This is a genomic window from Enterococcus sp. AZ062 (assembly GCF_051715065.1).
Lineage (GTDB): Bacteria > Bacillota > Bacilli > Lactobacillales > Enterococcaceae > Enterococcus_B > Enterococcus_B mundtii.
The window spans coordinates 629,814-643,505 of record NZ_JBIOTB010000001.1 but is presented as its reverse complement, the minus strand read 5'-3'; the positions used below and the strand labels follow the sequence as shown (position 1 = coordinate 643,505).

At 38.5% G+C, this 13,692-nt stretch carries 8 protein-coding genes; 2 read left to right on the top strand and 6 right to left on the bottom strand.

Annotation, left to right across the window (positions count from 1 at the left end; all coding sequences use genetic code 11):
* The first annotated feature begins 62 nt into the window (after positions 1-62).
* Positions 63-1,550: a helix-turn-helix domain-containing protein gene (locus tag IGJ00_RS02985; protein ID WP_104776562.1), complete on the top strand. Its 1,488-nt coding sequence runs from the start codon at positions 63-65 to the stop codon at positions 1,548-1,550.
* Between the two features lie 241 nt (positions 1,551-1,791).
* Here the strand turns inward: IGJ00_RS02985 and IGJ00_RS02980 are convergent, their stop codons facing one another.
* The 4 genes from IGJ00_RS02980 to IGJ00_RS02965 all read right to left on the bottom strand — a co-directional run bounded on the left by IGJ00_RS02980 (position 1,792) and on the right by IGJ00_RS02965 (position 9,041).
* Positions 1,792-6,669: a WxL domain-containing protein gene (locus IGJ00_RS02980; protein ID WP_410300665.1), complete on the bottom strand. Its 4,878-nt coding sequence runs from the start codon at positions 6,667-6,669 to the stop codon at positions 1,792-1,794.
* Between the two features lie 13 nt (positions 6,670-6,682).
* A complete protein-coding gene (locus tag IGJ00_RS02975; protein WP_019722364.1) occupies positions 6,683-7,768 on the bottom strand; it encodes a DUF916 and DUF3324 domain-containing protein in 1,086 nt (361 codons plus the stop codon).
* A gap of 75 nt (positions 7,769-7,843) precedes the next feature.
* Complete coding sequence (locus IGJ00_RS02970) at positions 7,844-8,647, bottom strand: WxL domain-containing protein (protein ID WP_019722365.1); 804 nt, start codon at positions 8,645-8,647, stop codon at positions 7,844-7,846.
* Between the two features lie 22 nt (positions 8,648-8,669).
* The gene (locus tag IGJ00_RS02965; protein WP_074801954.1) at positions 8,670-9,041 is read right to left on the bottom strand and encodes a hypothetical protein; all 372 of its coding nucleotides are present in this window, start codon (positions 9,039-9,041) and stop codon (positions 8,670-8,672) included.
* A 265-nt stretch (positions 9,042-9,306) separates the two neighbouring features.
* On the opposite strand from IGJ00_RS02965, the gene IGJ00_RS02960 reads away from it, so the two are divergent.
* Positions 9,307-10,824 (top strand): helix-turn-helix domain-containing protein, encoded by a 1,518-nt coding sequence (locus IGJ00_RS02960; protein WP_438844104.1) that lies wholly within the window; start codon positions 9,307-9,309, stop codon positions 10,822-10,824.
* A gap of 216 nt (positions 10,825-11,040) precedes the next feature.
* Here the strand turns inward: IGJ00_RS02960 and IGJ00_RS02955 are convergent, their stop codons facing one another.
* Both IGJ00_RS02955 and IGJ00_RS02950 read right to left on the bottom strand, forming a co-directional pair.
* On the bottom strand, positions 11,041-12,204 hold the full coding sequence (locus tag IGJ00_RS02955) for a hypothetical protein (RefSeq protein WP_438844103.1): 1,164 nt from the start codon (positions 12,202-12,204) through the stop codon (positions 11,041-11,043).
* Positions 12,205-12,348: 144 nt separating this feature from the next.
* The gene (locus IGJ00_RS02950; protein WP_438844102.1) at positions 12,349-13,494 is read right to left on the bottom strand and encodes a pectate lyase-like adhesive domain-containing protein; all 1,146 of its coding nucleotides are present in this window, start codon (positions 13,492-13,494) and stop codon (positions 12,349-12,351) included.
* Positions 13,495-13,692: the final 198 nt, after the last annotated feature.

The window sequence follows — 13,692 nt, the reverse complement described above, 5'->3', positions numbered from 1 at the left end:
ATGCAAGCCTATGCTCTATTTTCTATTCCCTAGAAAGATTTAGATAGGAGGTAAAAGTTCTATTGAAAAATTTTCAATTAAATTTTATAACAGATAAAGTAAAATTACGTTGGTTCCAAATCTTGAAAGAGTTAGAGTCTACTGGAATCTGTACGACAGCCCAACTGATTGGCATGACAAACAGTACAGCCAGGACATTAGTCAACGACATCAATTATTTGAGAGAATATTTCGAGAACGTCGCGGATATCCAATCCTCGAAACAAGGTTATTCTTTAAACATCCATTCTTCAGAAACCTACCTAGAAAAAAAAAGAGCGATTCTCGAAGATGAACCACTCTTTATTATTCTTGAACAAATTTTTTTCAACGAACTTCAGTCTATTTATGATTGGGCAGATTATTTTCATATCTCTGAGAGCACGATGATCACGTACGTTAAAAAAATTGCAGATCAAGTAAAAGAATTCAATATCACCCTTGAGCTAAATCCCGTCAATTTGATCGGATCAGAAGCCGATATTCGAAATTTTTATTTTGCTTTCTATTACGAATCAGATATTACACCCCACACAGTTTTTCCATCAATTGCGACGCAAGAAGTAGTGATTAAAATTGTTAACCTATTGGAGCGTCCTAATCAAAAAGTTTCTTCATTTGGTTATTTTAGTTATTTATTATACCTCTCTATTGAACGGATATTATGTGGTTGTATGGTGGAACTCGACCCTGAATTAAAAGATATTGTCCTTAATGATCCAGAGTTTCACCGACTTTCACCTGCCTATTCGATTGTAAAAGATTATTTTAATATTGACCTAACACAAGAAGAAGCCATTTTTATTTTTATTTCTGTTTTATGCCGTAGAGGTATCGAAAATCCGAGACAGGAAAAATATTTTTGTGAAAGGTATAATCGATGGCCTCGAATAATAGCGCTTACAAGTGACTATTATCAAATGATCAAGAGAAATACGCACACACAAGCACACGAGTTAATCTTATTAGAATCTTTTTTCACGTCCATCAAGCTACGTAGTCTATTGTCTAAAAGCGGAAATAAAAATATCCAAGATACAAATGAGTATGCCAAAACCTTGTTTAGCAATGAATATAAAAAAAATCGAGCTTTTTTAGAAAAAAATTCCTCCTTCCATCATTTGTTCTCTGATGATCATTTGGATGATATCTGTGCTAGTTTAACGATATTCACTGAGTCAATCAAAGAAAAATATTGGAAAAACCCTACGAATATCGCATTTATTTTTGAAGGAAATGAGTATATCAGTCAACATCTCGAAGCCTTAGTTCGAAAATATTTAGGGGGCTTTCAAAATATCTACTTTCTTCGTCCAAATGAGCTATGCGCCTCTTATATTGAAAATCATGAGATTGATCTCTTAGTCACGAATTACAATGAATACTTGACATTTTCTTCGTTAGGTCTTGAATGTCTTTTATTAAAAACAGTACCTGATGCCTCAGATTGGAAAAAATTACTAAATAAAATTGATCCTCAATTATTACAAAAATTTAGAACGCAACATTAGTTAAACTTACAGTTATTCATTTTTTCTACTGCATAATGTAGTGATCCAAACAAGTAAATACAACTACACCGATTCGGAGTAGATGGTCTTCGGACGACTCTTTCAGTGCATTTATACTTATAATCATCACTTGCTACATCTTACATCTAAAAAAGGAATTCAATTGACCTTAATGTACCGATCAATTGAATTCCTTTTTATTTTTTTCATTTCCAGTCAATTTTAATCACCACTGACTGGTTCATTCTATTCGATTTTTAGGAGTGGCTTGAAACGAGTAATTGATGTGCGTCGTATAGTTTGTTGCTTTTGCATTTGCTGTATTCGGCACATTTAGAAAGATACTGCTCTCTTTATTCGAATCATCCCCAAAATTATAAAACCATGTCTGCTTCTCTATGAATAGATTGGCATCGATCAATTGAATACTATTATTATTAGGAATCAAGATCCCACTCGTGCGGATGATACCTAAATTATCTTCATTGCCGATTTCTCCAGTGCTTGAAATGGCTTGTCCATTTTTCCAACTAAGTTGGGCACCTTTCAATTCACCTGTTTTTTGATTAGAAAATTGTTCTTCTTGTTTGATGAACAAACTCCAGCCACTTATTTCTGATACCGGTCGCTCATCTGTCACCTGAACAAAATTCGGTCTTGAAGTTTCCTGCTCCGTACCGCCTATCTGACTCGGTAATGCATGGTACGTTTGTGTTTTAGTCGTAAGCGGTTGGGTCCCAAAGTCCCAATTACTTGCTTGATCGATCGTTAGCTCTCCATCGACCATACCACCGACAATCAATGTGGTAGCAGGAACAAACGTTGCATCCCGAAATGCTAATGGCGTTTTCGGATTGATGTTTCCTACGTGATTATTCGTCTCTGGTGGATTCATGACACCAGCTTCACTAGCAGAACCTTGGTGATCTCTTAAGAAGACTTGGATGACATCATCTACTGCTAAATTTAACTTCTCAACAGCAATCCTGATATCCCCTTTATCATCTATGGTAATGAGTGTAGGATCGATTGTTTCTCCATTATGAGTCGCCGTAACCTCTACCTCAGGATCGTCGGAATGACCTGAAATAACCCGCGCATTTGCCGGAACTAAATGATTGGAGAAAGTCGCAGGTGAAGGTGGTGTGATAGGAAATACGGTGACATCTTCCACTTCATACACATTTTCAAAATCGCCTTCCATTTCACCTGCTAAAACCTCAACATCTGTTATACGTACAAGATCGCCTGCTTGTAAATATTCGTCAAGTTCGATTTCAAAAACGCCGCCTTGTGGCTCTTCATCATAGATACTAATACCTGGTTTTTCCGCTGTGTGACCATGTGTCAAGGTTTCGTATGTCTGAATCACTGCCCCATCTCTTTTGATTTCCACAGTTACCTTCACTTCATCTTGCCACGCGGGGCGGCTGTCATGGAGACCAACTGGCATACGGATCAACCCGTGGATTTTTTTATCCGCATTTGTCGGTACTCTCAATTCATTCACGATTGCCCAACGTGCATTGTTTGAGCTGAGTCGAGAATAAGAAGTCAAGCCCGCTGAGCCAAATGCTTCAAAATCGAAACGTTCTGCTGGTTCCATTGAAGTGAGCGTAGAAAAGTTAGTGCCAGAGAAAGTATAATCCATATTGTTCGAGTGAAGATACGGATCGGCATCTAAGTCTGTACCATCTTTCCAAACAGCAAAATCACTTGCAGTAGCAGTTAAAGTGGAGCTCGCAATATTACTAAAAATATTCCCGCCACCTACACGATTATTCCGATAGTCCATAAATAGCGGATTATCGAAATTCACAGTAGTTGAACGACCACGAAAAATACCTGCATTTGCGCTTGCCGTACGACCGGAAGCTTCAAAATAACCTAAATTACTCACTCTGATCTCACCATTTCCACCGGCTGTATTTCCACCGGCTACTGTCGCATCACTCATATCCAATGCGGGACCATCATTCGCATAGATTCTTACTTCTGAACCCGGATCATTGACAGAAAACCCATTATTTGATCCAGCAGTATAATGGATTCCTTGGTTTCCACCACCTGTATTCCCATTATGAGCAATACCAGTCCCCTCATTGACTACTAACAATCGCCCCGCATTACTAACAGTCACTTGATTATTACTGCCCCACATCCGGATTGCTGGCGCCATTTGCGCCGCACCCCCTGCGTTACCTTTTCTCTTAGTCACGGTCATATCCCCACCATTGATATTAAATTGATAGCCACCGTGCGTCGTTCCTGTATTATTTGGACCGGAACGTAAGAATCTTAAAGTAGCATTCGCATTATTTGCTTCAAGTTGTCCAGAAGGACCTGAATCTAACTTTAATGTCGCCTTGCTATTTACATTGAACTGTCCATTGATGCCTTGCAAGACTAATGCAGAGGATGAGTTCGCCCAAAGTGTGATATTTGCTGAATCGGATGCTCCTACAATTGGCTCACGTCCAATTTTTTCTGTTTCTTCTTCGCCTAACTTCACAGTGGATACACCATTTACAGTTGTTGCGATATAGTTACTTTTCGCATTGATACTTGTCTCTTTATTCTCTGCGAGGAGTTTGACATAATCACCATTCAATTGTATCGCTGTTGCTGCTTGCGTTTCCGCAGTTAACTTTCCGCCTTGATTAAGTGATAAAACAGCATTCGCACCGTCTAAGCGAATCCCTCTCTTCGTACCCGAGCGGACCAATACATCCACGCTAGCTCCTCGAGTAATTTCCATAGTAGGAGCATTTCCTTTTAAATAGATACTATTATTCGTTATGACGGTGTCAGCAGAATTAGTACTTGGAACTGCGACAGATAGTTGTGATTGGTTGTCAACAACCATTTTTGCTTGATTTCCTTGAAGAGAGACATTAGCAATTGCTCCGCCTTCATTTTCTACACTCATATTACTTTGGTTATCTAGGGTAAATAAACTAGTTTCACCCGTCAGAAGAATAGCTCCACCGGTACTTGTTGATTTCGTTGTCAAGTCACTTCTATCTAAATGGACAGATGGCTCAGCCCCAGATAGTTCCACTGCTCTTCCTGTCACGGTCTGTATGTCAGCCTTAGAATCTGCAAATGTAATACCCGCTTTCTTTCCTTGTAAATATATGCCATTGCCTGTTCCACTGTTGACTGTCAGATTCAGTTGAGCATTTTCTGAAAGAGTCGCTTTTGACTCTTCCCCGTAAAGTCCAATCAAACTATTCGCACCTGCGGTAGATACTAACGCACCTTGCACGTCTAGCGTTGCACCATTTTGCATACGTAACGTAGAATTTTTACCTAATGTGGTGGTGCCGAGTTGATTGATATCCTCGGTTCGGTTCCCTGTATTTGTAATAGCAACAGCACTATTATCAACAGTTAACGTCGCTTCTTGATTCAACAATCGAATACCTGCCCCGGTTGTCGCAGTCATCTTCAAATCACTGTCATTGATCGTCATTGTCGGCGTTATACCAGTCATTGTCAGCCGATTGCCTGTACTAGAGTTGATCGTTACATTACTTGCGTCACTTACTTCAAAAGTTGCATCGTTTCCAGACATGACTAGACTATTTCCTGTAGTCGATTGGATTACTGCCGTTGATTTAGCTATGTTGAATGCGCCATTTGCACCTGTAAGGTTGATGGAATGCGCTGTATTCGATTGACTTTGCCATTGACTACCTGATGCCACATCGATTGTTGGGTTTTCCCCTGTCATGATAATTGCCTGTCCACCTGTAGTTGTCGCATTTAACCTTCCATTTTCCAGCTCAATGCTCGATTGATTCCCTGTCATCGAGAGCGCATTCCTACTTGTAGCGTCTGTCGAAGTAGATGCTGCACCATCCGCTTGTATTTGTAAGTTACCGTTGTTTTTCACAGAAACTGTCGCATTGCTCTCCGTAAAATAGACGGAATTTTGCAAAGCCGTTGTTCCACTATTCGTAATAAACAGTTCTGCTCCGTCTGCGACGGTCAGTTTTGCATTCGCACGCGTAAATGCCAACGCAGAATTTTGAGTATTCCCTAGCTTCACGACTGCCTGATTTTCTACGATAAATTCTTTTGTCGTAAACAACGCGCCTGGTAGATTGATCCTATTATCTATGGTTAACTCACCGCCAGTTATTCGTACCACTGCGCTTGAGATATCAGCTACTCTAAAATAATTGATCGATGAGCGGTCTCTTGAAACATCTTCCATTTGAAGGGTCCAATTTTCACCAGTCGATTGCCCGATAACAAAGGGATTGGTATCTGTTTTATTAAGAAAAGTATTTTCAATTCTTAAAGTTTTGCTCTCAGTAGTCGTCAATAAACGCATTTGTCCGGTGCCAATATTCAAAGTATTCATTTGTCCATTGATTTTCAGCGAGCGAGCAATGTCTAAGTTTTCTGGACTGATAACTGAACCTATATCGATCGAACGTTCTAAATTAATGGTAGAAACCTCTGGATTGGCGAGTGCACTTAAAAATTCTGCACGAGTCGAAACTGGTACCGTTTCTCCTTGAAAGATATTTTCTTCATCCTGTTTCTCTTCCGAGCGATTTCTTTCTTCCTTTTGTTCGTTGTTTTCTGACTTTTCTTCTTCTGAAGAATGATTCGGCTCAGCCTTCGTGATTTCTACTTTAACAGTCGCCGTTTCTCCTACAGTTACTGAATAGGTTCCTGCTTCTGCAAACATCACAGGTACGGTAAATTCCTTTTTCGGAGTTTCTGATGATAAGAGCCACTGGTCGAACGTTTCATCATAACTGCTACTCATCCCTGATGACAATTCATCTTCAATGATCTCAGCAGTTGACGGAAGTTTGATTGCTACGTTGTCCACTTCTTCTGTACTTATAAAAGAAAGGCTAGTTACTGTTTTTTCAGTTCCTTTTATTACCGCTTGCTCAAAAGAAAAAGCGGGTGCCAGTGACTGGGTATCCTTCACTTCAGCTAATTCTGTTGATTGACTATTACTGTTCGGCGTGTTTATAGGTTGACTCCCTTGATCGATTGTCTCCGCAACAGCGAGGAAAGGTATACCCAAAGTATATAGTGCAAAGATTGAAATACTTATTTTAGTCATCATTTTACATACTTTTTGACGCATTGGTCCTCCTCCTCTAGTCATCTGTTTTATTTTCTGAAAGTGTATCCATGTATTTTTCTTGCATTAGTTTTGCTTTTTTCTTATTTTTGTATGTCGTATAGGCGAGTACACTAATAATGATCACGATTAGAACGATTGCTGAAATCAACCACCAGTTGGTATCTTTAACGGAAACATCTGATTGGTTCAAGCGTCTTGCTTCGTCTGCTGTCACATCAAAAGTTTCTTCCCAAGTCCATTCATGTTCGCCAGAGCGAGCCGTCATATTCAGCACATATGTCCCGCTTCTAAAACGTTCGCCATTGAGTGAGATTGGAAAATTAAAATTGGAGTTAGGTGCCATTTGCATCATCTCCTCTGATGCTCGATATAAAATCGTATCAGATCCTTCTCTACGTATCGCGGCTTCCACACTTAGTTCATTCACAAAAGTAGGTAAGAAATTCTGAATCGTCGCACTAAAGGCGTTTCTATAATTTATTTGATCCGCAAATACATCTAAAAGCGCCAATTCTGGAACAATCGTTTGTGTACGATCATTACTCGCTACGACACCAATTACATAAGAAAAAGAATTGATGATCTGCATTCCTTTATCCTCAGAATCCTCTTCCTCTTCTTCTTGTGCCACTTCGCTTAGTTGTAAGCCACCGGCTAATAATCCTTCTACCTCATCCTGAGGCATAGTGAGGGTTGTAACGATCCGTTTTTCCTCTCCTGCTTCTAAACGAATGGGTTCATCTTCGACATCCAGTAAGTCCTTCATTTCCACTTTTAATGTAGGATCGGGTTGGTCAGTTTCTCCGCCATATTCAACCACACCATTGATATTTGTGTAGGCAGTATGAGCTGTGATCGAGAGATCGATCGGGATATTTCTAACATTTTTCACCACTAACGTGAGTTCTTCTGTTTCTCCTGGTTGCAATTCCACATCAAAGTAGCCTTTATCATCCCCAAATTGACTTTCAGGCGTCATTGTGCGAACACTAAAATTTAGTTCACCATTGGCAAATACCTCTTGAGAAAAACCAACAAACCCGATCATTACATAAAGCATAACCAGAAAAGATGCAGTAAACTTGTTCAATAAAGGCATAGTTATCTCCTTTCTAAAAAACAACGATGCTGACTGCATCGTTGTTTTTTATCAACCTTTCAAATCTCTAGCTAGTTAATTGATATTTGCCGGTGTTGCAGACAATGTCCATAATAAATTAGTCGTATATTTGGAATTAGCATCTGTACGTGTTGTGCCAGGTACACTTAATTGTACAGAAGGATTAGCCAATCCTCCATCTACTTCACTGTCTTGCACTAAGTTGGCTTTATCTCCCCACATGGCAGTACTTAGTCCATAGCCTATGTTGCTTCCGGCAGTCATGATCACGCGGCTATTTTCCGGAATCAACGTGAAACCTGAATTTATCGTTGGTAATTCGTCACTTGTATTTTGAGCTGTCCCATTCGCAAACTTGACTTGAGCACCATTTAAGCTTCTTTCCCCATTCGTAAATTGTGCTTCTTGTTTCAATGCCAGGTTCCAACCTGTTAGGTCTTCACGTAAGTCACGTACTTGAGCAAATTGTGCACGTGCAGCTTGTTTTGTCGCTTCATTGACCCATGGGCTATTCATATCAGGATTAGGAAAATCAGTTGATTCTTCATCGATGTCAAACCACCAAGCGGCAGCTGGATAAGATTGATCTAATGCTGAATTTTGACGTGAACCAAAATCATAATCGCCAACGTATGCAATTGCGAAAGCACCATCTTGAGTAGGAGGTACGATGACTTCTTCTGGTCCTGGGTTTGGATCAATTGTTTCACCGTTGTCCTCATCCGCTTCACGATATTGAATCTGTCCATTCGTTTTTAGTGTTCCATCCTGAGCTGTATCGTCTGCATGAACAACCATACTTCCTGTTGCTAGACTTGCTAATAACACTGACATTGATACTAGTTTTAATGCTTTCATTTATTCGTTCTCCCTATTTGTTTTATTTTTTTGTAAAACATCTACTTGATAGTGCGACTTGCTCGTTTATTTTCTTATCTCTTCGTTTTAACCAAGTTCGAATGACCCATAAAAGAATTAGTAGACCCAGCAACCCGTAACTTGGTATCACTTGATTTAATTTTGGTAATTGTCCATTCACCTGTACATATTCGTCTCTATCTGAGGGTTGCGCCTGCTCTTCAGAAGGTGGTTGTGGTTTAGGGTCCCCTTCATAATCGATTTCTCCGTAAAACCCTACATTCTTATTCGTTTCTACAGAGGAGCCTTCTGCCGCAAAGATTTGAACTGGTTGATAAAACATCCCAAGAAACAATAAAATAGTCCATAACAAATACCAAGGCTTCTTTTTCACATTTATTTCATTCCTCCTATTCTAGATAACTACATTTATTTTCTTCTAAATAACATTTTTATGACTCAAGTTTGTTTTTTAGAAGAGTACATTATATACTTTAAACAACGCACGTATTCTTTCGCAATTAGCGTTTTTCACCATACTCTGAAATTATTACTATTTACTAATTATACTTAACAGATATACTTTACTTAAAGTTAGCTACACCTAAAACAAAGAATCAACTACCCTAAACTAAACTGATCTATGAGAGGTGGGTACATTGAAAACATTCCAACTGAATTTCATTACCAATAAACCCCTGATACGATGGCTTCAAATCCTCAATGAATTTGAAAAGAATGCTTGTTGCAACGCGAATGACTTAGCAATACTTACTGAGAGCACTTCTAGAACAATCGGTAAAGATATCTGTCAGATCCGAGATTATTTTGAGGATTCGATCACGATTGAATCTACCCATCAGGGGTATATATTCAAACAATTGAAATTAGTCACTTACGAAGAGAAAAAAACTGCTTTACTTGAGAACGAGCCACTTTTTTTAATTCTTGAGAAAATTTTTTTTGCTGAATTATATACCCTTGACGATTGGTCCGATCAGTTACATCTCTCTAAAACGACACTCTTGAAATACCTCAAAAAGATCCAATCACAGTTAGTTCATTTTGATTTGGACATCACGTATGATCCCGTAAATATCATTGGTCAAGAAGCAGATATACGACATTTTTTTTGCACGTTTTTCTATGAATCTGAAATCACTCCTCACACCATCTTCCCATCCGTTTCCGCTCAGCAAGCGGTGAATGAAATCAGTTGTCTGTATAAGAATGACTTCTATCGAAATACCTCATTTTTCTTATACACTTACTTACTTTATATCTCGGTTGAACGATTCATGCAGGGAAATACAGTGAACGTAAATAACCACTTACGCTGTGTCTTGACTGATCGGATGCAACAAGTACATGCCGAAAAAATAAATGACGTAATTGAAAAATATTACGGCATCCGTTTACCTGAAGATGAACTGATTTTCTTATTCTGTAGCATTATTACACAGAGAAAAATGAGTGATATCATTGTTGAAAAACAGTTTTGTTCAACATACAATCAGTGGCCAGAAAGCAAGCGACTTGCAGAAGATTTTCTAGAAATATTAGACTGTAGCGATGAAAATAAGCTCGTCAATCTGACCTTTTTAGAATCTTTTTTTACAACGGCGAAACTGAAAGAATATTTGTGCATTTCTGCTAATCGAAATACGCAAGATATCAATCGATTTATTCAAAAAATCTTCCCGAATGAGTGTCGTAAGTACCAACATTTTCTAGAAAACAGCTCGGATTATCATTCGCTATACTCTCATGACTTTTTAGTAGATTTCACTTCTAACTTAGTGATCTACGTCGAAACCATTCGAGAACGCTACTGGAAAAACAAAAAAAATATTGCCTTTCTTTTTGAAGGCAACAATCATGTCATCCAGTTCATTGAAGCCATATCGAATAAATATTTTATGGAATATCAATATGTGTTCTATCCAAACGCTAGTGAAGTAAATAAGAACTATCTTCTTAAAAATAAAATTGATTTTTTGATCACTAATCATCCTGAACATGTAGAAGAATTCCAAGAAGTAACAGAATGTATTCTTTTTCGGTCTATTCCTTCTGCTTCCGATTGGAATCGCTTACTCAAAAAAATCAATCCGAAAATCATCAATCAATATTTTTTAGCTGATAAAACGAGCTTTCCCTCATCCATATACGAATGATAAATCCACCATACTCCAATGGCCTTTCGAATGGGTCTTTGCTAAGCAGATTTTAACTATGTCTACGATTACTCCTAACCCTGGCTTACGATTATTTTATCAGCACCTGTATCATGAAATGCTTGTTGTTTAGATTTGCAAATATGTATCGATTGTTAAGATAAAAAAACTCCCTCAGATTGAAAAAATCTTTGAGGGAGTAAAAACGTGATAACGTTAGTCGTTCATTGATTCAGTTGAGGGAAATGTATCTGGGTACAGCTGACTAGCACTTCCAGCAGTATACTCTCGATAACCATTGAACCCTAAGAAATTCTGTGTAAAGCTATTGATGTTCGAAGAAACCACTTGACTCCCATTTGCACCACTTAACTGTGTTTGTAGATGGGCTGTCCAAGCATGAGTCGGTGTTGGTCCAAAATTATTATTCGCCCAAAAAGCATTTCGAACGGCATTGATCTGGATATTTGTTCCTAACGTATGGATCAATGGACTAGAATAAGCGGCAGAACCTGTTTGTCTTAAATGGATTTGGTAAGGATTATCAATTGTTAAATGTCCAGATCCAAGGACTTTTACTACTGGCTCTCCACCAGTATGATCTGCTTTAAATGTTGAGAATTCCCCCACATACATCCGACCATTTGTTGAAATTTGTACAGGTGATAAAATATTCGAATTGACAGTCAAACTACCGTTGTTGATCACATTCAATTGATTCGCCACGATGGCTTCATTCATGATCACTTGGGAGCCAGAGTCGATTTGCACTAGACCATCTGTTCGGATAAATGGTTGTTGTCTCTGTCTTGTTTGTTCATTCCCAACAACCAACGTATTCCCAGAAAAACTTACTGTTGAACCAGAAACACCTTGTACAAATGGTTGTCTGACTTGGTTTCCGTTTGTAACAATTGGTCGATTCGAGCTAGAGTTAAAATGAACATGTCCACCAAACCCTACATGTAGGGAATGATTATTATTCATATTGATAGTCGAATTATTGAGGAAATTGATTGTCACCGCTCGATTGACTGTGTTTAGACTAGTTAAAGCGCTATTGAAACTTGAGGTGACATTGATCACTGATACATTTGAATCATTGATAGCACTTCTAAATCCAGACCATGTTCTTACGGATGCAGATTTGCGATTTTGACTATCTACAAAAAATTCCACATCCTCATCATTTGTAAATGTTTCCCCATACATTGATAACGTTTCTCCATCTTTCAGAAGAACACCACCAGCAGTTTCGCCTTCTGTCAATGATTGTGCTTCTGGTACGACTTCACTTGCAGCGACATTCGTTACTGAAATTGGGCCAGCAAGGAGCATACCACTTAATAATAAGGTACTCATCAGAGTCATTCGTTTCATTTTCTTTCCTCCATTCATTTGATAATTTAAGATTAACGAAGAACTCATATTGAATCAAAAGTGTTTTTTCGTGACTATACGAAATTTTTTAATTGATTCTTTCCAGGTTCTTCAAAAGCTGTTGTGATTTCTATTTCAATCATGTTACTCCGGGAATGTATCAGGAAATAATGGCATCTCCATTCCAGCAGTGTATTCTCGATAAGAACCAAATCCTAAAAAATGTTTTTCAAAACTAACTGAATTAGAACGAAGAACTTGTGAACCATGGGGGCCACCAAGTCGTGTCTGTAATTGACTATTCCAAACATGAGTAGGACGAAAACTCATATTATAATTTTCCCAAAAGGCATTTCTCACGGCATTGATTTGCATAAGCACGGCAGAAGAATCGATCAATGGTGCGATAAGCCCACCAAAACCCGTCTGTCGTAGATGGATACTGAGTGGATTATCAAAAAAAATCTCCCCGCCAGTCATTTTGATCACTGAGTGGCTCCCTCCATGCCTCACTTTTAACGAAGAAAATTCACCGACTCTAATCGTCCCATTGATTCCCATTTTTATAGGTGTGATTTCATGTGCGAGTAATTCTAAATGACCATAGTTGATCACAAATAAATCATTCGCTTCGATTGCTTCATGTATCCTTACATTGGAGCCAGATGGAACCTCGATTAATCCTTCTGTTCGAATAAAAGGTTGCTCTCTCAGTTCAGTTGAAGCATCTCCGATGACCACTTCTCCATTCAGACGAATCGTACTCCCATAAGAACTTTGGATAAATGGTTGCTTTAATTGATTTTGACTAACAAATATAGGCGACTTGGCGTTCGCTTTGATTTCTAAAGTAGAATGCTTTGCCAGCTTGAGTGCATGATTATTTTCCAAATCTATACGAGCAGCATTGATGAAATTGATCGTCAATGGGCGATCAATCGTATCCAACGAATGAAAGGTCGTATTGAAGCTAGCTGACACATTGATAACGCTGACATTTTGATCATTGATAGCATTTCGAAATTGGTACCACGTTCTTGCCTCCGCTGTTTTACGATTTTCCTTGTTTACGACATAGTACGCCCCATCTTCACTGACAAAATGATGAACGTTATCGGCTAATGATTCACCATCCTCCAGCAAAATCCCATTGACCGATTCTTCCACTCCGATTGCAAGATTTGTTTGGAAATCATGCATTGTCGCTTCACTTGTTGTTGAACATACAAAGAGTAAGACTATTATTCCTCCTAAAAAAAATACCAAATTGAGCTGCATAATTTTTTTCATATCTAACACGCCTTCCTTTTATAAAGCGATCATACCTGAAAGCAAAATGGAATATCAAAAATGTTTTTTCTGCAAAGCAAGAATTTTTCTGTTTTTACAACTAGAAGTTGTGCTCATTCGGCATATACATCCACCATGAAACGAACAAACCAATAAGCCCCTTTCAATGACGGAGACCTATTGGTTTGTTTCTTCTTT

What these genes read in the sequence shown, in the direction of transcription:
- IGJ00_RS02955 (WP_438844103.1), bottom strand. Translation starts at nt 12,204, where the DNA reads ATGAAACGAATGACTCTGATGAGTACCTTATTATTAAGTGGTATGCTC.
- IGJ00_RS02980 (WP_410300665.1), bottom strand. Translation starts at nt 6,669, where the DNA reads ATGCGTCAAAAAGTATGTAAAATGATGACTAAAATAAGTATTTCAATC.
- IGJ00_RS02975 (WP_019722364.1), bottom strand. Translation starts at nt 7,768, where the DNA reads ATGCCTTTATTGAACAAGTTTACTGCATCTTTTCTGGTTATGCTTTAT.
- IGJ00_RS02950 (WP_438844102.1), bottom strand. Translation starts at nt 13,494, where the DNA reads ATGAAAAAAATTATGCAGCTCAATTTGGTATTTTTTTTAGGAGGAATA.
- IGJ00_RS02970 (WP_019722365.1), bottom strand. Translation starts at nt 8,647, where the DNA reads ATGAAAGCATTAAAACTAGTATCAATGTCAGTGTTATTAGCAAGTCTA.